We start from the raw sequence: 18,060 nt of genomic DNA, 5'->3' as shown, positions 1-18,060 counted from the left end.
TCCATGAGTCAGGCGTCTCCCATTCGGTGAGGCGCCTAACGGATCGTGGCAGGCGCCGTCAGTTGCTGGCGCGTTCCACCTTGATGTCGCCGAGGTCGTCGATCAGCACGGTCCAGCTTTCCGGCTCGCTCGCGGCCGGATCGGTTCTCAGATAGACGGTCGCGAACATGCCGGGCTCGGTCGTCACGCCGGAGGAGGTCTCGGGCCGGATATCGGTGACGTAGACGGAGCGCTGCGAGAATTCCTCCAGCTCGGCCGAGGAAACGACCTCCGGTCCCTCCGTCCCGAGCGCGATCTGCTGCAGATAGATATGGGCCGTTCCGTCGGGCTGGCGCTCGGCGATCAGCTTGTAGTAGCCGCGCCGCGCCGGCTGCGGCTTTTCAGGGGCCGCGCCGGCGGCCCCGGAGGGCGGATTTTCAGGGTCGAGCAGCACCGCCGGATCGCCGCTTTCCTCCCAGTATCCCGTGCTGGTGACAAAGATGACCGACGGAGACAGGGTCTGCGACGCGTCGGCCGTCTGCGCATGCGCGAAGGTCGGATCGATCACGGCGAGACAGAGAAGCGGCGCCAGGCGCCTGATCATGCGTCGCATCCTGCATCTCCCTCTGCCGTGCCTGCCATGTCTTCGAACGTTGAAACCTTAACACATGCATGTGTTGACGATGCAAAGGCTCAATTGGAAAATTGTTCGCTGAGAATGCGGTCCGACCAGGAATAATCCGGATCGGAGAGAATGCGGGCGGTGGTGTTTTCCGATTCGGCGATGCGCACGCTGACGACGGACTTGACCTCGACATGGTCGGCGACCGCGTTGACCGGCCGCTTCTCCGGCTCGAGGATGGCGATCTCGACGGTCACGCGGTTCGGAAGCAGGGCACCGCGCCAGCGTCTCGGGCGGAACGGGCTCACCGGCGTCAGCGCCAGCAGCGGCGCCTCGAGCGGCAGGATCGGACCATGCGCCGAGAGATTGTAGGCGGTCGAGCCGGCCGGCGTCGACAGGAGCAGCCCGTCGCAGATCAGCTCCTCGAGCCGCACCTGCCCGTCGATCACCACCTGAAGCTTGGCGGCCTGGTAGGATTGCCTCAGCAGCGAGACCTCGTTGATCGCCAGGGCATTGAAACGGTTGCCGTCGGCGTCCGTCGTCTGCATTTCGAGGGGATGGAGCGCGTTCTCGTCCGCAGCCTCGATCCGCTCGCGCAGGCGCTCGGTGCTGTAGCGGTTCATGAGGAAGCCGACCGAGCCGCGGTTCATGCCGTAGACGAGCTTGCCGGAATTCATCGTCCGGTGCAGCGTCTGCAGCATGAAGCCGTCGCCGCCAAGCGCGACGATCACGTCCGCATCGGCCGGATCGCAATTGCCGTGAAGGGCGATCAGTTCCTCCGCCGCCGACTGGGCCTCCGCCGTCGGGGAGGCGAGGAACGCGACCGAATCGAAGCTACGCACCATCACATAGGCCTGTCTGCTGTTGGCTCCGCGACCGGAGCCGGGCGCAACGCCCCTGCGCCGCGCTCGTCGCGCCATCATGCATAAATGTCCGGCAGGCGGAAGACGGGAAACGTCGGGTGACACGTCGGCGTGACACCGTGCACTCCCGTGCCGCGGCAGGCGCTCCTCTCCCTTTCTATCGGCACAGGCTCAGCCACGCCACGCCGGCAAAGGTGAGGACAGCGATGATGGCCGCGCCGTTGGCGAGGGCGGTAATGCGCGCCAGCGGCGAGCCCAGGGATCCTGCCGTGACCCGGCGGGTCAGGACCGTGAGGGCGAGGAGGAGAAGGGTTGTCGCGACGATCAGCAGGAGGCGCAGAGCAGAGACGGGGCCGATCATCCGGATGTCGAGGCCCGCCCTGCAGCCGGTGGCCTGCAGCGCATAGAGCAGGAGAAAGCCGAAGGCCCAGACGATCCAGACCGTAAGAAGGGCAAGGAGCGGATGCCTGGTCATGCGCCGGCCCCCGCGGTCAGCAGTTTCAGGAGGAACGGGAACCCCACGGCCGCGAGCCCGGCAACGAGCGTGTAGACATCGAAGAGCCGGGCGAGCCGCAGGTCGAGATCGCGTCCCGCCGAGACATAGCCGCGTCTGACCCGGAAGACGCAGAAGAGCGACAGGACGAGGCCGACGGCGACATGCAGCGCCGCATAGGCCTTCACCGCGAAGATGCTGGCGAGAGCGGCGTGGCGGGTCGCCTCCTCGCGGATCTCCACGAGGAAGACGAGAAGGAAGGCGAGGGCGACGCCGTGGGCGAGCGCCGCGATCGCCGGCCCGAGGACGACGCGGGGATCGCCGGGGGAGAAGAGCCGGCCGAGGGCAACGGCGGCCCCCAGCGAGACCGTGACGGCAAGGGCCGTGACGCCGTCGAGCGGGATGCTGGTGTAGGGCGGCCAGTTCGGGGCGGAGAGCCAGAGGAAGAGCGCGCCGAAGAGGAGCGATGTGTAGAGCGTCGCGTCGGCGGCAAGCGTGAAGACCATCGCCCAGTAGGACGGCGGCCGTTCCGACTGGTAGTGGTGCGGCAGGTCGGGGCCGCGGCCGACCGGCAAGGGGGTAAGATCGGCGCGCAACCCGCAGTCGCGCGTCCAGAAGAGGAACAGCGCGACCACCGCCAGAAGGGCCGGCGGCACGAGCCAGGTGATCTTGGCGAGCAGCAAGGCGAAGATGCTTGCCGTCGCGATCGCCGTCAGGAGCGGAAGGCAGGTCCGTCGCGGCAGCACGATCACCTGTTCGGGCCGTCCCGTCACCATGTCGACGCCGATCACCTCCATCCAGCCGTTGCGGGTGAAACCGAGATAGCCATCGCCGGCGGCGAGCCTTGCACCCAGCCGGTCGGGATCGATCCGGTCGGCGCGCGTGGGCATCTCCGGAAGTGCCGCGAAGGCATAGGCGGTCGGCGGCGTCGGCATCGCCCATTCCAGCGTTTCCGCCCGCCAGGGATTGCGGCGGAACGGCTTGCCGAAGAGCGCGAGCAGAAGAAGGTCGAGCGCGACGAGGGCGAAGCCGGTCGTCATGACGAAGCTGCCCATCGACGAGACGAAGTTGAGCGTCTCCCAGCCGGCCTCCGGCGGATAGGTGGAGATCCGCCGCGTCATGCCGCGAAGGCCGGTCAGGTGCATGGCGAAGAACGTCACGTTGAAGCCGATGAAGATCATCCAGAAGGCGGCGTGGGAGAGGTGCTGCACGGATTGCCGGCCGACCATGTGCGGCAGCCAGTAATAGGCGGCGGCGAGCATCGGGAAGACGAAGCCGCCGACGAGCACGTAATGGAGGTGGGCGACGACGAAATGCGTGTCGTGCGCCTGCCAGTCGAACGGCACCATGGCGAGCATGACGCCGGTCAGGCCGCCGAGCACGAAGACGAAGAAGAAGCCGAACACATGCAGCATCGGCACCGACAGGCGCGGCTTGCCATGAGCGAGCGTCGCAAGCCAGGCGAAGATCTGCACGCCGGTCGGGACGGCGACGAGCCCGCTCGCCGCCGAGAAGAACGACAGCGCCACATGGGGGATGCCGACCGTGTACATGTGATGCACCCAGAGGCCGAAGGAGAGGAAGGCGATGGCGATGATCGCCGCGACGACGATCTCGTAGCCTTCGAGCGGGCGGCGGGCGAGCGTCGGGATGATCGTCGACAGGGCACCTGCGGCGGGAAGGAAGATGATATAGACCTCCGGATGGCCGAACAGCCAGAAGAGGTGCTGCCACAGGAGCGGATCGCCGCCCCGAAGCGGATCGAAGAAGGGCAGCCCGAAGGCCCGTTCGGCCTCCAGTAGGATCGAGCCGAGGATCAGTGGCGGAAAGCCGATCAGCATCATGCCGGCGACGACCAGCATGTACCAGGCGAAGATCGGCATCCGCGTCAGCGACATGCCCGGCGCGCGCAGCTTCAGCACGGAGACGAGGATCTCGACGGCGGCCGACAGCGCCGAGATCTCGACGAAGGTGATGCCGAGCAGCCAGACGTCGGCATTGATGCCGGGCGTATAGGTCGAGGAGGAAAGCGGCGTGTACATGAACCAGCCGCCATCCGGCGCGACGCCTGCAACGAGCGCGCCGACGAGGAAGGTGCCGCCGAAGAGGTAGCACCAGTAGCCATAGGCCGACATGCGCGGAAAGGCGAGGTCGCGGCTGCCGAGCATCTTCGGCAGCAGATACATGGCGAGCCCCTCGAAGAAGGGGATGGCGAAGAGGAACATCATCACCACGCCATGCATGGTGAAGACCTGCGCATAGGCGGCGGCGTCGAGGAAGGCGCTCTCCGTCGTCGCGAGCTGCGTGCGGATCAGCATCGCCAGCACGCCGCCGATGGCGAAGAAGACGAGCGCCGTTGCCATGAAGCGCTTGCCGACGACTGTGTGGTTGACGGCCTGGAGCCGGCCCCATCCCGGCGGCGTGCCCCAGATCGCCGTCAGCTCGCGGTGGAGGCCAAGCGCCGACCGGCGCGGTGTCGGCGGCGTCATCGGCTTTGCTCCCCGTCATTGTCGAGGCCGGCAAGCACGGCCTCGTAGACATCCGGCGCATGCGCCTCGACCGTGAACAGCATCGCCCCGTGGCCCGTGCCGCAATATTCCGAACAGATGCCGCCATAGACGCCGGGCCGCTCGGCGAGAATGCGCAAGGTCGTGGCATGGCCGGGGATCGCGTCGATCTTGCCGCCGAGCCTCGGCACCCAGAAACTGTGGATCACGTCGTCGCTGGTCGCCGTCACGACGACGGTGCGGCCGGCGGGGATGTGGAGCACGTCGCGGCTCGCCCGGGCGCCCCCGTCGTAGCGGAACTCCCATCGCCACATTGTCCCGCGTGCCTCGATCGCGACCGGAGCCCCGCCGCCCTGAAGATTGAGGATGTCTTCGCCGCGGACCATCCCGTAGCCGACGAGCGCGACCAGCGTGACGAGCGGAAAGGCGACGCCGCCGGCCCAGATCCAGCGCGACGGCGCGATCCGTCGTCCCGACCCGGGTTTGAAAAGAAGAAGAAGGAAAAGCCCGAGCACGAGAAGGAAGATCGCCGCCCCGCCGCACAGCATCAGCCACCAGAGATCGGCGATGGCGGCGGCGGAGGGCCCGGCCGGATCGAGCGCCGAAAGATCGCCGCCGCAGCCGGTGAGCGCGAGCCCCGCGCCCGCGGCCGCAATGCTGCGGAACCTTAAGCCATTATGCAGGGTTATGGTTCCGAAGGGAGATCGCCGATGCAAGAGACACGCGACGCGGAAAATCCGGTCATCCGCAAGGTCGAGGAAAAGGACGTTCAGTCTTTCGTCGCGATCAGCGGCCACCCGCTGCATGCGATGAGCGTGCATTTCCCGATCGCCTTCGTCTTCGCCACGCTCGGCGCCGATCTGCTCTACTGGTGGGGGGCCGATCCGTTCTGGCTTCGCGTCGGACTGTGGTCCTCGGGCGGCGCCTTTTTCCTCGGCCTTGCCGCCGGTGCCGTCGGCACGGCAGAGCTGCTGCTCGTGCCGGGCATCCGGGCGCGGGCGGCGAGCTGGGCCCATGCGATCGCGGCGATGACCCTGATCGCGGTGATGGGCACCAATTGGGGCCTGCGCGCCACCGACCTCATCGCCGTCCTGCCGCAGGGCCTGCTGCTTTCGGCCCTGTCGGCGGTGCTGACGGGGATCGCCGGCTGGCATGGCGGCAAGCTCATCTTCGATCACGGCATCGGCCTCATGGTTTCCCCCAAGGACTGACCTCGCCGTAAAGGCGGCCGAGGCCGCCCGGCTCGGACAGCACGTCGAAGAGGGCAAGGTGGAACGCCGGCTTGGCGAGCACGACGAAGATGATGGCGATGACCACGCCGCCGCTCACGACGGTCGCCGTGACGAAGCGCCAGACGGGATAGATCTCGCCCTCGCGGAAGAGCCGGATGACGACGAGGCCGGTCAGGACATGGATGACGGCGAGCAGGCCGACAAAAGCGAGCTTCACGGAGAACCAGGGCTCGAAGGTCTGGCGCAGGAAAATCAGCGCCGTTCCGCTCGCCACGGCAACGAAGGCGGCCGGGGACACGACCGCGATATAGGAGAAGCGGACCAGCCGTTGCAGGCGCAGCAGCGCATCGCGTTCGCGCACATGGGCGCGCTGCACGTAAAGGCCCGGCAGGCTGACGATGCCGGCCGCCCAGAGCGCGATGGCGGCGATGTGCACGAACTTGGCAAGCGCGATCAGGCCCGTCATGGCGTCCGTCCGCCGAGGCCGCCCTCAGGCGACAGCAGGGTCCGCACGCGCCAGAGCGCCGCGACGAGGTAGGGGCCTGCCGCCGGCACCCACATCAGCACGCCGGCGAGCTGTTGGTCCTCGAGCGGCGTCATGCCGAAGGCGATCGTCGTGGTGATGTGGGTGTCATAGAGCGGAGCGCGGGAAAACGTGAGGAGGGCCGCCAGCATTCCCATCTGCAGCACCGTGGCGAAGAGCAGCGCACAGGCTCTGCCGGCCGGTGTCCGGGCATCGAGGGCTGCGGCCCAGAGCCAGAGCGCCGAGCCGAGCAGCGTCACCTGCATCAGCCAGTAGGCGCCATGGGAGGAAAGGGCGAAGCCATAGGCGGCCGGCAGATGCCAGGCCCAGAACAGGAGCGTGTGAACGGCGAGCGCGAGCCGCGGCGCGGGCACCCTTGGTGCTATCCCCCGGAACGAGGCCGCGAGAAGCGGCGCCGCGACGGCGACGAGCAGGACATGGTGCAGCACGCGCGCCGAAAACAGCGCCGACGACAGCGCGCAGAGCGGTGAGACGAAGGCGAGAACAAGCACGCCGACCCCGAGGAGGGAGACGAGCCGCGCCCGGCGGTCCGGTGCGACGTGCCAGGCGGCGACGGCAAGGATTGCCAGCATCGCGAGCACGAGAGGATCGAGGTTCCACCGCGACAGGAGCGACGCGGGATCGGGCGCGGGGCCGCAATAGATGTCGAGCTCGGGCATCGTTCTCCCCTTTCTCTCCGCTGGTCGCGACGAATTTGCGCTGTCTGGCGTTCCCAGGCCGCGCGCTCCGGTTTCCCCCGGAGATAGGTCGCGGCGGCCGCACGTCCATCGCCAATCGCGTTTTCCGCCGGAAAGGCGCCCTTCGCTGCCTGTACGGCCCGAAAGCGTCGCGACCGGACGGCGGGGGCAGCGCCATGCCTCGTCGCGCCGGCGCGTTCGGCCTACCCAGCGATTTTCTTGAGAACCTTCGTGCCGGAGACGCGTTCGGGAAAATGGGTGGTACGCGCGATGATCGACCCAAGGGCTTGTCTTGACGGTCCTTTGGCCCGGTTGCCTTGCCCAAAGGACGGCCCGTCCATGCGCCGGGCCTCCTCCGCCGCCCGCGCGGGTTTGGCCAGAGAATGCGAGAAAGAAGGAGAACGGAGACCATGCTTCCAGACCGGACGGCCGCCCCTGCCGAGACGCGTCCCCGCATCGTCATCGTCGGCGCCGGCTTTGCCGGTCTTGCCTGTGCGCGGGTCCTTGCCAATGCGCCGGCGGAGGTGACGGTCATCGACCGGCGCAACCACAATCTCTTCCAGCCGCTGCTCTACCAGGTCGCGACCGCCGCGCTTTCGCCGGCGGATGTGTCCGAGCCCATCCGCCGCACGCTCGCCCGCGCAAGGAACGTCACCGTCATCCTCGGCGAGGCGACCGGTGTCGACCTCGACCGGAAGACCGTGTCCATGCGCGATGCGCCGTCCCTCTCCTATGACACGCTCGTGCTGGCGATGGGGTCGCAATACAATTACTTCGGCCATGACGACTGGCGCGACCATGCGCCGGGTCTGAAGACCGTGCACGAGGCCCGCCTGATCCGCCACCGGCTGCTCAGCGCCTTCGAGCGGGCGGAACGGATGAGCGATCCCCGCGCGCAGCGCGAGACGCTGACCTTCGTCATTGTCGGTGCCGGGCCGACCGGCGTCGAGATGGCCGGCTCCGTCTCGGAGCTCGGTCGGTCGATGATCGGCTCGGATTTCCGCAACCTGTCGCCGGCCGCGTTCCGCGTGGTCCTTATCGAGGCCGGACCGCGCATCCTGCCGGCCTTCCCCGAAAATCTCGCCGCCTATGCCAAGGATTTCCTCGAAAATCTCGGCGTCGATGTCCGGCTGGAAACCGAGGTTCTCGAGGTGGGGGAGGATGGGATCGTCACGTCGGAAGGGCCTGTTCCGGCGGGCTGCGTCGTCTGGGCCGCCGGTGTCCGGGCCTCGCCGGCGGCGGACTGGCTGGGGGTTGCGCCCGACCGGCAGGGCAGGGTCAAGGTTTCGGCGGATCTGTCCCTGCCGGGCCACCCCGATGTCTTCGTTCTCGGCGACACCGCGCATGCGGCAGACAGCGCGGGAGAGCCGCTGCCGGCGCTTGCCCAGGTCGCCAAGCAGCAGGGAACCTATCTCGGCCGCCGACTCCGGCGGCAGCTTCAGGGCAAGCCCCCCGGCGATCCGTTTTTCCGCTTTCACAATCGCGGCAATACGGCGGTGATCGGCCGCAATGCCGCGATCTTCGATTTCGGGCGCTGGACGCTGAAGGGGCGCTTCGCCTGGCTCTTGTGGGCGATCGTCCACGTTCTGCTCCTCGTCAATTTCGAGAAGCGGATGCTGGTGTCGCTGCAATGGATCTGGCGCTACGCCACGCGCCAGCGCGGCGCGCGCCTCATCGACGAGGACTACCGCCATCGCCGCGCCCCCGCCCACCCGCGAAATCCCGCGCATGGAGAATGAGGGGGCGCGAGCGGCGGCTCAGGGTGAGAAGGCCCGCCTGAGGCCGCGCATACACCCCATCTCGGATCAGGGGAAACCTCCTCGACCCGCTCGATATCGACCGCCGTATCGCCACTGCTATAAAGGCGCGGCAGGGAAGCGCCGCATCTTCTTCAATGCCTGCGACATGCCGCGATCCGGCATCGCCGGGGGAATGCCGGTGATGGTCTTGAGCGTCTTTGCCCAGTGAACGTCGGACGATCGCCGCCGGGCCCGCCGCCGGTCCCCTCTGACAGTCCGGCCGGCTTTTGTCGCGCCTGTGGTCGCAAAGGCGACATCCTCGTTCCGCGCCACCGGCATGCCGAGGCCGGCACGGTCCCCGCCGCGACATTCGTGCCGGTGCATATCGTGGCGGCGGGTCGGAAGACCGTGTCGGCCTTTCGCCGCGCCGCTCACGCCGCTCAACCTCGCCGGTGAGCGCCGCCTGTTTCAGGGGCGGGGCGTGTTCGGCCTGCGTCTTCCAGGCGGCGCAGGGCAGGCTGTCGTCGCGGAAGGGCATGGCATCGGGTCGACGCGTCTGCGAGCTCACCGAGAGTTGCGACCGTCCGGCATCTCGCGTTCGCGCGACAGAAGATCTTCAAGGGCATTGGCGAGGTCCCAGTCGATGATCAGTTCGTTGATCATCTCCAGCCGGATGAGTTCCGCGATGATGGCCGCCCGTTCCCGGCCGATCGCGGCGACGATGACGCCGGCGCCGCCGGTGGCGCCGGCGCGCATGGCGAGCCGCGACAGGCGTTCCCGGCTGATGCCGGTCCACATGGCGTTGAGCGCCTCGACGTCCGCGACCTTGTCCTCCGGCAGGCCGCGCTTCGGGATGAGGATGCCGCCGATATCGCCGATGATCAGTTCCTTCAGTTCGGCGGCCGGGATATCGCCCGCCGTCACCACTTCCTCCATCGCCCCGCCGAGCAGCCTGTGGACCGAGCCGACGCTGGTGATGATCGTGTCGATGCGGTTGATCAGGGGCGCCTCGCCTGAAAAGATCTTCCGGTAGGAGGCAGCGTCCAGCAGGTATTCCCGAATCGCCTGGGCCTTCGTCGCCTCGTAGCGGCGCGGAATATAGGCCGGCACGCCGCCGAGCCGCAGCGTCTCGCCCTGGCCGTCGTTGAAGAGCCCGTTCAGGCGCGCGGCGAGCAGCGAGGAGGAGAAGTCGGGGGCGGCGAGCGTGATCAGTTCGGCGCAGACGGGCGCGACGAGGAAGGACCTGTCGGGATGGTGGTGGCGGTGGGTGGCGCCGAGCCCGTCGATCAGCGCGCTGACGGTGCGGCCCCAGGTCAGGCCGACGGCGCTGCACTGGCGCAGCAATTCCTCCAGCCGGCCCGCCGCCGAGCGCCCGAACCGGCGAATGCGGATCTCGAAGGCGCCGCTCGTCGGCGAATCCGAACCGCTGTCGAAGACGCGCACATTCGGCGTCATGCGGCCGGTGCGGGCGCGGATCTCCTCGAAGCGGTCGACGAGGCGGCGCGGCTCCATCAGCTGCTGGATCTCGCGCATCGCCTCGGCGGAGACGTTGCGGTCGTTGAAGTGCAGTTCCGTCACCAGCCAGCCCATGTCGGTCGCATGGGCGAGCAGGCGCGAGACGTGCGACTGGGAGACGCCGCCCAGCATCCTGCCGATCTGCTCCTGCGAGAAATTGTGCCGCGCCCGCAGATAGGCCGCCTGCTGCGCCCGCTTGTCGCGCTCGTTGACAGTGCCGTCGTCATGCCCGGCCATCGTCGTTCTCCGCTGCGTGCCCCATCGAGATGATCATCCTGACATGAATATGCTGTATTGTTATTTACATGGCAAGCATGAAAAGCCGTCGCTAGAGTTTGTTCCGGGAGCAGATATCCCGGGTGGCCCGACAGGCCGGACCGCCCGTCTTCAACCTTCGGGAGGACTCTTCATGCACATTCACAGGCGGACCCTCATCACCGTCGCAACCGGCGCCGTCGTCGCGGCGAGCCTCGGCCTGCCCGCCATCGCCCGGGCCGCCGACATCAAGATCGGCTTCCTGCTCAAGACGATGGAAGAGGAGCGCTACCAGCGCGACAAGGCCGTCTTCATCAAGAAGGCGGAGGAACTCGGCGCCGAAGTGATCTTCGACGCCGCCAACAATGACGAGCAGACCCAGCTCGCCAAGTTCGAGAACATGATCTCGAAGGGCGCGCAGGTCATCGTCATGCAGCCGGTCAACACCGGCACCGCCGGCTCGATGGTGTCGATGGCCAATGCCGAGGGCGTCAAGGTGGTCGGCTACGACTCCATGCTGGTCAACGGGCCGCTCGACGCCATGGTCATGCAGGACTCCTGGGCGGTCGGCAAGCTCCAGGGCGAGGCCATGGTCGAATGGCTGAAGGCGAGAAACGGCGGCGAGGTCAAGGGCAAGGTGGCGCTGATCATGGGCCAGCCGGGTGATTCGAACGCGATCGCCATGTCCTCCGGCGCGCTGGAGATCATCAGCGCCAATCCGGGCCTCGAACTCGTCGCCGAGCAGGCGCATGAGGGCTGGTCGTCGGAAAAGGCGATGGCGACCACCGAGAACGTGCTGACCAAATACGCCAACAAGGTCGACGCCTTCATCTGCAACAATTCCGGCATGGCGCGCGGCGTCATCGCCGCGCTCAACGCCCAGCAGCTGGCGAGCGCCGACAAGGTGTTCGTCGCCGGCTCCGATGCCGACCTCGTCAACATCCAGTTCGTCGCCCAGGGCAAGCAGGCGGTCGAGATCTGGAAGAAGATCGAGCCGCTGGCCGAAACCGCCGCCACGGTCGCCGTCGACCTCGCCAGAGAGCCGGACAAGCCGGCCGCGGACGTCATCAAGGTCGACCGCATGGTCAACAACGGCCAGGTCGACGTGCCGACCATCGTCACGCCCGTCGTGCTCGTCACCAAGGACAATGTCGAGCAGACCGTGATCGAGGGCGGCTTCTACACCAAGGAACAGGTGTACGGCGGCTGATCCGCCGGCGCCATGCCAGACGGCCGCATGTCCCGCCGACCGGCCCGGACATGCGGTTCCACAAGAAAACACCGCAGACATGCTTGTCCCCGGCGGCATCGGCCGCCGGTGCGGGAAGCCGTGTCCGGAAGGGTCGACAGCGATGTCAAACGAAATCGTACTGAAGATGGTGGACATCACCAAGGAGTTCCCTGGCGTGAAAGCGCTCAGCCATGTGAACTTCGAAGCGCGGGCCGGCGAGCTGCTCGCGCTGATGGGGGAGAACGGTGCCGGAAAATCCACCCTGATGAAGGTGCTTTCCGGTGTCTGGCCGTATCCGACCTATGCCGGCGACATCTATGTCAACGGCGAGAAGAAGCAGTTCGCCAACACGAAGCAGGCCGAGGATGCCGGCGTCGCGATCATCTACCAGGAACTGAACCTGATCCCGGAAATGACGGTGGCGGAGAACATCTTCCTCGACCGCCAGCACACCGACGCGCTCGGGCGCATCGACTGGGTCAGGCTCAATCACGAGACCAAGAAGCTGCTCGACGAGCTCGGCATCCGGGATTTCTCCCCGACCGACAAGGTGTCGTCCATCACCGTCGGCAAGCAGCAGATGGTCGAGATCGCCAAGGCGCTGTCGAAGAAGGCGCGCATCCTCGTCCTCGACGAGCCGACCTCGGCGCTGACCGACAAGGAGGTCGCCGATCTCTTCCGCATCATCCGCAAGCTGAAGAAGGACGGCGTGTGCATGTGCTACATCTCCCACAAGATGGAGGAGATCCAGCAGATCGCCGACCGGATCGTCGTGCTGCGCGACGGGCAGACGATCGGCGACGTCACCCCCATCGCGGAGATCACGCTCGACCAGATCATCGCGCGCATGGTCGGCCGTGAGCTGAAGGACATGTTCCCGGTGCGCCAGGCCACGCGCGGCCGCAAGATCCTCGAGGTGACGGACGCCGAGGTCGACCACCCGACGCTTCCCGGCGAGAAGCGGGTGAAGAAATCGTCCTTCGTCGCCTATGAGGGCGAGATCCTCGGCATTTCCGGGCTGATGGGCGCCGGGCGGACGGAACTGGTCGGCGCGATCTTCGGCGCCTATCCGGGCCAGGCCCGCGCGGACGTGGTGCTCGACGGCAAGAAGCTCACGATCAGATCGCCGCGCGACGCCATCGATGCCGGCATCGCGCTCCTGACGGAGGACAGGAAGGCGCTCGGCCTGTTCCTGTCCGAGCCGATCACCTTCAACACCACGATCAGCTCGCTGCAGACGGTGTCCTCGAAGCTGCTCGGCGTGATCAACCATGCGCGCGAACGCGAGATGGTGGCCGACTACGTCAGGCGGCTCAACGTCAAGACGCCGACGATCGGCACGGTGATCGGCACGCTGTCGGGCGGCAACCAGCAGAAGGTGATCCTCGGCAAGTGGCTCAATGCCGGTCCGCGGGTCTTCATCCTCGACGAGCCGACGCGCGGCATCGACATCGGCGCCAAGGTCGAGATCTACAAGCTTCTGAACAGCCTCGCCGATCAGGGCGTGGCGGTCATCGTCATTTCATCGGAACTGCCGGAGGTGCTGGGCCTCAGCGACCGCATCCTGGTCATGTCGGAGGGGCGCATCGTCTCGGAATTCTCCCGCGACGAGGCGACGAAGGAGAAAATCATGGAATACGCCACGGGAAGCGCCAAGGGGGGGCAAGGGGCATGAACAAGGACGCCGTTCTCGGCTTCATCAAGAACAACGCGACGCTGATCGCGCTGATCGTGCTGGCGGTCGGCTTAAGTTTCGCCGACGATTCCTTCTTTACCGCCCGCAACCTGTCGAATCTCGCCCGCCAGGTGACGATCATCGGCATCATCGCTGTCGGCATGACGATGGTGATCCTGATCTCCGGCATCGACCTCTCGGTCGGCTCGGTGGCGGGGCTTGCGGCGATCGTCGTGACGACGCTGATGCAGCACGACGTCAATGTCTGGGTGTCGATCGTCATCACCCTCGTGCTCGTCGGCGGCCTGATCGGCGCCTGGAACGGGTTCTGGATCGCCCATTACCGGATACCGCCCTTCATCATCACACTCGGCATGCTGACGATCGCCCGCGGCCTGGCGCTGACCATCTCGGACGGCTCCTCGGTGCCGGTGACCGACACGACCTTCCCGCTGATCGGCGGCGCCTACATCCCGCCGATGGCCTCCGTGGTCATCATCGTCGCGGTGTTCCTGGTGATGCTCTACGCCACCTTCCGCTCCGCGGCGCGGGCCCGCAAGGTCGGTGCGCCGGTCGACACCGTGCAGATCGCCACCAGCCTGCTGATGGCCTGCGCCGGCCTCGTCCTGTCGCTCTACATGTTCGGCAGCTATCAGGGCATCCCGGTTCCGGTCGCGATCTTCGCCGTCATCGCCGCCGCCGGCATCCTCATCCTCAGCCAGACCCGGCTCGGCCGCCGTCTCTATGCGCTCGGCGGCAACGAGGACGCGGCACGGCTTTCCGGCATCGACGTCTACCGCACCAAGCTCCTCGTCTACATCACGGTCTCGGTGCTCTCGGCGCTGGCCGGCATCCTGCTCGCCTCCCGCCTCAACGGCGCCTCGCCGAACCTCGGCACCATGTTCGAACTCGACGCCATCGCCTCGGTCGTCATCGGCGGCACGTCGCTGGCTGGCGGGTCGGGCACGATCGGCGGCACCGTCATCGGAGCGCTGATCATCGGCGTGCTCAACAACGGCATGAGCCTGCTCGGCGTCTCGACCTTCTACCAGCTCATCATCAAGGGCTTCATCATCATCGTCGCCGTCTGGTTCGACGTCTTGCAGAAGCGCAAGTAAGGGCGAACCGGTCCCGCCGCGGGTTGCCTCCCGGCCCGCGGCGGGATGACTGACGAAGCGGAGGGCAAAGGCAGCCTTTCGTCAGGGCGACGAGGCTTCCCCGCCGGCGGTCAGCCGGCACTTTACACGCAATGCGAACTATGATCACGCAAAAACCCGGCAGGGTCGCGGAGAGCGGCGGGGCGGACGACCCTCGACGCGGGAGGACGGGACGGATGGCAGGCAATTTCAAGGTGGCGGTGCTGGGACCGATCCCGCGCGACCGGATCCGGACCTACCAGGGCGACACGCTGGAAAAATACGGCTGCGCGCTCTACACGGTCGCGGCGCTGTCCACCTTGCTCGGCAACGACGGCGCGGTCCTGCCCGTCTGCCATGTGCGCAAGCGCGACGAAGTACCGATCAAGGAGATCCTGTCGCAGTTTTCCAATGTCGACGTCGCCGGCATCACCTCGCGGCTCGATCAGGGCGACGTGGTCCAGCTCGACTATGTCGACCAGAACCGGCGGATCGAACGGCAGACCGGCTTCATGGATCCGATCCTGCCGGAGGACATGGAAGGGCTGACCGACGCGGACGCCTTCGTCTGCGTGCCGATCACGGATTACGAGGTCAGCCGCGCGACGCTCAAATACATCAAGGAAAACAGCAGCGGCGTCGTCCTTCTCGACGCGCACGGCCCGACCAACACGCTGACGCGCACCGGCGAGCGGTTTCACCGCTTCTGGGTCGAGCGCGACAGCTGGCTTCCCTATATCGATATCCTCAAGATGAACCTGGAAGAGGCCGGCTGCTCCTGGTTCGCCTCCGAATACGATGTTTCCGAGCTCGGCGCCGTCGGCCAGCTCGCCATGGACGAACTGCCGAAATTCGCCCGCCACTGCCTCGAGCGCGGCGTCAAGGCCGTCTGCGTCACGCTCGACCAGCATGGCTGCGTCGTCTATTTCAACGGCCCCTCCGGTCGGATGCAGGAGCATGTCGTCAAGCGCGTGCCGGTCGACCACGTGGTCGACACCACCGGCTGCGGCGATTCCTTCGCCGCCGGCATGGCCTTCGGCTACCTCAAGCATCGCGATTTCATCAAAGCCTGCCAGTACGGCAACGCGATGGGCGCGCAACGCTGCGTCGGCTCCGAGCTCGCCATCTACAAATCGCTCGAGGAAACCGACCGGCAGATCGCCGACGCCTATGGCGTCTGAGCCGGCGGCCGCGCCTCTTCTTCCCACTTCCATCCACGTCATCGACGGGAGACGACCATGCGCGACCTATTGAGCCCGGACGAGTGGCTGATCGAGGAACGCGGCTTCGAGCGCGACCGCGCCAATGTCGCCGAAACGCTGTTCACCATCGGCAACGGCTATCTCGGCACCCGCGGAACGCTGGAGGAGGGCCACAAGGGCGAGCGTTCCGGCACCTTTCTCAACGGCGTCTTCGACGGGCACGATTCGCCGGTCATCGATCTTGTCAATGCGCCGGACTGGCTGTCGGTCTCGGTCAGGGTCGACGGGCAGCGCCTCGACATGCAGTCCTGCACCGTCGTCTCCCATCGCCGCGCGCTGGACATGCGCCAGGGCCTGCTGTGGCGCAGCACCACGTTCGAGGACCGGCTGGGGCGGCGGACCCGGCTCGAGACGCTGCGATTCGCCTCCTTCGACGATCAGCATCTTTGCGGGCTGCGTCTCGAGATTACGCCCGAGAACCACGACGCGCCGCTGACGGTCGAGAGCGCGATCGACGGCCGCCGTTTCAATCTCGACCGGCTGCCGGCCTATGCCGGCAGCCCGGCCTTCGATCCGGAGGTCAAATGGGAGAAATGGGCGAAAGCCCGGCATCTTGAAGAGGTCGCGCGGATCGGCACCGGGGACCAGCTCTATCTCGAAATGACGACGATCGCGACCGGCATCGGCATCGGCTATGCTGCTGCGACCCTGCCTTCGGTTGCACCGCGCGCGCGCGTGGTCGAGGAGGGCTATGAGCGGATCGCCGAACGGCTGGACTTCGCGCCGCCTGCAGGCCGGAGGATCCGGATCGACAAGCTGGTGGCGATCTGCACCACGCGTGACCCGGACGTCGACCCCCTGCGCGAGCGCTGCCGCGCAGTGCTCGGCCGCCACCGCGCATCGGGCTTCGAGGCGGCGCTTGCGGCGAGCCGCGCGGCCTGGGCGGACATGTGGGAGGACTGCGACTGTTCCGTCACCGGCGACGAGACGGCGACGCGGGCGATCCGCTTCAACATCTACCATCTCCTGATCGCGGCGAACGGGAACGACCCGACCGTCAATATCGGCGCCAAGTCGCTCTCGGGCGAAGGCTATCGCGGCCATGTCTTCTGGGACACCGAGATCTTCATGCTGCCCTTCTTCATCTACACCCGGCCGGAGACCGCGCGGGCGCTGCTGCGCTATCGCTACCACACGCTCGCCGGCGCGCGGGCGAATGCCGCGGAGAACGGCTTCGCCGGCGCGCAATATGCCTGGGAATCGGCCGATACGGGCCGCGAGACGACGCCGAAATGGACGCCGGACGGCGTCCACCGGATCTGGACTGGCGAGGAGGAGATCCATGTCTCGGCCGATGTCGCCTACGGTGTCCTGACCTATGTGGCGGCGACGGGAGACACCGGCTTCCTGCTCGATGCCGGAGCCGAGATCCTGTTCGAGACCAGCCGCTTCTGGGCCGACCGGCTGGAATATAAGGGTGCCGAGGACGCCTATGTCCTGACCCGCGTCATCGGCCCCGACGAATTCCACGAGCATGTCGACAACAATGCCTTCACCAACCGGATGGCGCAGTGGCACCTGATGCAGGCGGTGAGGATCCATGCCGATCTGGCGCGCCACCATCCAAGGGAGCTCGCCAAGGTCGCCGGCAGGCTCGGCCTGCATCCGGACGAGGTCGAGCGCTGGCAGGTGATCGCCGAGAAGATCCTGATCCCCTTCGACGCGGAGCGCGGCTTGATCGAGCAGTTCGAGGGTTATTTCGCGCTGAGGGAGGTTCCGCTCACCGAATGGGACCTGAACGGCATGCCCTGCTATCCGGAAGGCTACCACCATTTCAACGCCGGCGGCACGACGCTACTGAAGCAGCCCGACGTCGTCATGCTGACCTATGTCCTTCCCGATGAATTCAGCGACGCGGTCAAGCGGGCGAACTACGACTTCTACGAGGCGCGCACGCTGCACAAGTCCTCGCTGAGCCCGGCGATCCACTCGATCATGGGCATTGAGGTCGGCGATCCGAGGCGCGCCCTGCAGTATTTCCGCCGCTCCGCCTTCGTCGACCTCACCGACAACCAGGGCAACACCCAGGACGGCATCCACGCCGCCTCCGCCGGCGGAACCTGGCAGGCGCTCGTCTTCGGCTTCGGCGGCTTCCGCGTGAGGGAGGGCCGGATGACGTTCCAGCCCTGGGTGCCGCAGGAATGGCAGTCCCTGCGTTTCAAGCTGAGGTGGCGCGGCGCGATCCTCTCCGTCTGCGTCCGCCACACCGACATCGAATTCGTGCTTCACGGACCGCCCGGCCTTGAGGAAACCGTCGTCGTGCGCGGCATGGCGGTCACGCTGCGGTCCGGCGCGGCCGAGCGCATCGATCTCTCGTGACGGAAGGATGT

The 18,060-nt window shown here is 66.8% G+C and carries 15 protein-coding genes; 7 read left to right on the top strand and 8 right to left on the bottom strand.

Features of this window, described 5'->3' with window-relative positions; genetic code table 11:
* Positions 1–58: 58 nt before the first annotated feature.
* The 5 genes from ACEVQ6_RS14215 to coxB form a co-directional block, all read right to left on the bottom strand.
* Positions 59–583, bottom strand: a complete 525-nt coding sequence (locus ACEVQ6_RS14215) for a hypothetical protein (protein WP_374889659.1) — start codon at positions 581–583, stop codon at positions 59–61.
* 89 nt (positions 584–672) lie between these two features.
* A complete protein-coding gene (locus ACEVQ6_RS14210) occupies positions 673–1,446 on the bottom strand; it encodes an NAD kinase (RefSeq protein ID WP_374889658.1) in 774 nt (257 codons plus the stop codon).
* 175 nt (positions 1,447–1,621) lie between these two features.
* Entirely contained in the window at positions 1,622–1,939 is a 318-nt protein-coding gene (locus ACEVQ6_RS14205; protein ID WP_374889656.1) for a hypothetical protein, read from the bottom strand.
* Positions 1,936–4,446, bottom strand: coding sequence for a cytochrome c oxidase subunit I (ctaD, locus tag ACEVQ6_RS14200; protein WP_374889655.1), 2,511 nt, complete (start codon positions 4,444–4,446; stop codon positions 1,936–1,938). Before ctaD ends, ACEVQ6_RS14205 begins: the two co-directional genes overlap by 4 nt.
* Positions 4,443–5,180 carry a cytochrome c oxidase subunit II gene (gene coxB / locus ACEVQ6_RS14195; RefSeq protein ID WP_374889654.1) on the bottom strand — a complete coding sequence of 246 codons (738 nt, stop codon included), beginning with the start codon at positions 5,178–5,180 and terminating at the stop codon, positions 4,443–4,445. The genes ctaD and coxB overlap by 4 nt, the downstream gene beginning before the upstream one ends.
* Here coxB and ACEVQ6_RS14190 point away from each other — a divergent pair.
* A complete protein-coding gene (locus tag ACEVQ6_RS14190; RefSeq protein ID WP_374889652.1) occupies positions 5,175–5,675 on the top strand; it encodes a DUF2231 domain-containing protein in 501 nt (166 codons plus the stop codon). The two genes, coxB and ACEVQ6_RS14190, sit on opposite strands and share 6 nt — an antisense overlap.
* Here ACEVQ6_RS14190 and ACEVQ6_RS14185 read toward each other — a convergent pair.
* Complete coding sequence (locus ACEVQ6_RS14185; RefSeq protein ID WP_374889651.1) at positions 5,653–6,162, bottom strand: CopD family protein; 510 nt, start codon at positions 6,160–6,162, stop codon at positions 5,653–5,655. The genes ACEVQ6_RS14190 and ACEVQ6_RS14185 overlap by 23 nt on opposite strands.
* The gene (locus tag ACEVQ6_RS14180; protein ID WP_374889650.1) at positions 6,159–6,899 is read right to left on the bottom strand and encodes a cytochrome c oxidase assembly protein; all 741 of its coding nucleotides are present in this window, start codon (positions 6,897–6,899) and stop codon (positions 6,159–6,161) included. Before ACEVQ6_RS14180 ends, ACEVQ6_RS14185 begins: the two co-directional genes overlap by 4 nt.
* A gap of 428 nt (positions 6,900–7,327) precedes the next feature.
* Here ACEVQ6_RS14180 and ACEVQ6_RS14175 point away from each other — a divergent pair, with 428 nt between their 5' ends.
* Complete coding sequence (locus tag ACEVQ6_RS14175; protein ID WP_374889649.1) at positions 7,328–8,656, top strand: NAD(P)/FAD-dependent oxidoreductase; 1,329 nt, start codon at positions 7,328–7,330, stop codon at positions 8,654–8,656.
* A gap of 564 nt (positions 8,657–9,220) precedes the next feature.
* Here ACEVQ6_RS14175 and ACEVQ6_RS14170 read toward each other — a convergent pair.
* The gene (locus ACEVQ6_RS14170; protein ID WP_374889648.1) at positions 9,221–10,408 is read right to left on the bottom strand and encodes a sugar-binding transcriptional regulator; all 1,188 of its coding nucleotides are present in this window, start codon (positions 10,406–10,408) and stop codon (positions 9,221–9,223) included.
* 172 nt (positions 10,409–10,580) lie between these two features.
* On the opposite strand from ACEVQ6_RS14170, the gene ACEVQ6_RS14165 reads away from it, so the two are divergent.
* The 5 genes from ACEVQ6_RS14165 (at position 10,581) to ACEVQ6_RS14145 (ending at position 18,049) form a co-directional block, all read left to right on the top strand.
* Positions 10,581–11,636: a sugar ABC transporter substrate-binding protein gene (locus ACEVQ6_RS14165; protein WP_374889647.1), complete on the top strand. Its 1,056-nt coding sequence runs from the start codon at positions 10,581–10,583 to the stop codon at positions 11,634–11,636.
* Between the two features lie 142 nt (positions 11,637–11,778).
* Complete coding sequence (locus tag ACEVQ6_RS14160) at positions 11,779–13,332, top strand: sugar ABC transporter ATP-binding protein (RefSeq protein WP_374889646.1); 1,554 nt, start codon at positions 11,779–11,781, stop codon at positions 13,330–13,332.
* Complete coding sequence (locus tag ACEVQ6_RS14155) at positions 13,329–14,450, top strand: sugar ABC transporter permease (protein ID WP_374889644.1); 1,122 nt, start codon at positions 13,329–13,331, stop codon at positions 14,448–14,450. The genes ACEVQ6_RS14160 and ACEVQ6_RS14155 overlap by 4 nt, the downstream gene beginning before the upstream one ends.
* Before the next feature lie 215 nt (positions 14,451–14,665).
* Positions 14,666–15,649: a carbohydrate kinase family protein gene (locus tag ACEVQ6_RS14150; protein ID WP_374889642.1), complete on the top strand. Its 984-nt coding sequence runs from the start codon at positions 14,666–14,668 to the stop codon at positions 15,647–15,649.
* A gap of 57 nt (positions 15,650–15,706) precedes the next feature.
* Positions 15,707–18,049, top strand: a complete 2,343-nt coding sequence (locus tag ACEVQ6_RS14145; RefSeq protein WP_374889640.1) for a glycoside hydrolase family 65 protein — start codon at positions 15,707–15,709, stop codon at positions 18,047–18,049.
* Positions 18,050–18,060 lie beyond the last annotated feature (11 nt).

This window comes from Ensifer soli (genome assembly GCF_041928815.1).
In the GTDB taxonomy this organism is placed as follows: Bacteria; Pseudomonadota; Alphaproteobacteria; order Rhizobiales; family Rhizobiaceae; genus JBHFEI01.
The sequence above is the reverse complement of the archived record's forward strand: the minus strand, read 5'-3'. Positions and strand labels throughout refer to the sequence as shown.

Bases quoted from the DNA above. Each gene is read 5' to 3' on its own strand.
- ACEVQ6_RS14155 (WP_374889644.1), top strand. From the start codon at position 13,329: ATGAACAAGGACGCCGTTCTCGGCTTCATCAAGAACAACGCGACGCTG.
- ACEVQ6_RS14170 (WP_374889648.1), bottom strand. From the start codon at position 10,408: ATGGCCGGGCATGACGACGGCACTGTCAACGAGCGCGACAAGCGGGCG.
- ACEVQ6_RS14145 (WP_374889640.1), top strand. From the start codon at position 15,707: ATGCGCGACCTATTGAGCCCGGACGAGTGGCTGATCGAGGAACGCGGC.
- ACEVQ6_RS14190 (WP_374889652.1), top strand. From the start codon at position 5,175: ATGCAAGAGACACGCGACGCGGAAAATCCGGTCATCCGCAAGGTCGAG.
- ACEVQ6_RS14150 (WP_374889642.1), top strand. From the start codon at position 14,666: ATGGCAGGCAATTTCAAGGTGGCGGTGCTGGGACCGATCCCGCGCGAC.
- ACEVQ6_RS14210 (WP_374889658.1), bottom strand. From the start codon at position 1,446: ATGGTGCGTAGCTTCGATTCGGTCGCGTTCCTCGCCTCCCCGACGGCG.
- ACEVQ6_RS14205 (WP_374889656.1), bottom strand. From the start codon at position 1,939: ATGACCAGGCATCCGCTCCTTGCCCTTCTTACGGTCTGGATCGTCTGG.
- ctaD (WP_374889655.1), bottom strand. From the start codon at position 4,446: ATGACGCCGCCGACACCGCGCCGGTCGGCGCTTGGCCTCCACCGCGAG.
- ACEVQ6_RS14215 (WP_374889659.1), bottom strand. From the start codon at position 583: ATGATCAGGCGCCTGGCGCCGCTTCTCTGTCTCGCCGTGATCGATCCG.
- ACEVQ6_RS14180 (WP_374889650.1), bottom strand. From the start codon at position 6,899: ATGCCCGAGCTCGACATCTATTGCGGCCCCGCGCCCGATCCCGCGTCG.
- ACEVQ6_RS14160 (WP_374889646.1), top strand. From the start codon at position 11,779: ATGTCAAACGAAATCGTACTGAAGATGGTGGACATCACCAAGGAGTTC.
- ACEVQ6_RS14185 (WP_374889651.1), bottom strand. From the start codon at position 6,162: ATGACGGGCCTGATCGCGCTTGCCAAGTTCGTGCACATCGCCGCCATC.
- ACEVQ6_RS14165 (WP_374889647.1), top strand. From the start codon at position 10,581: ATGCACATTCACAGGCGGACCCTCATCACCGTCGCAACCGGCGCCGTC.
- ACEVQ6_RS14175 (WP_374889649.1), top strand. From the start codon at position 7,328: ATGCTTCCAGACCGGACGGCCGCCCCTGCCGAGACGCGTCCCCGCATC.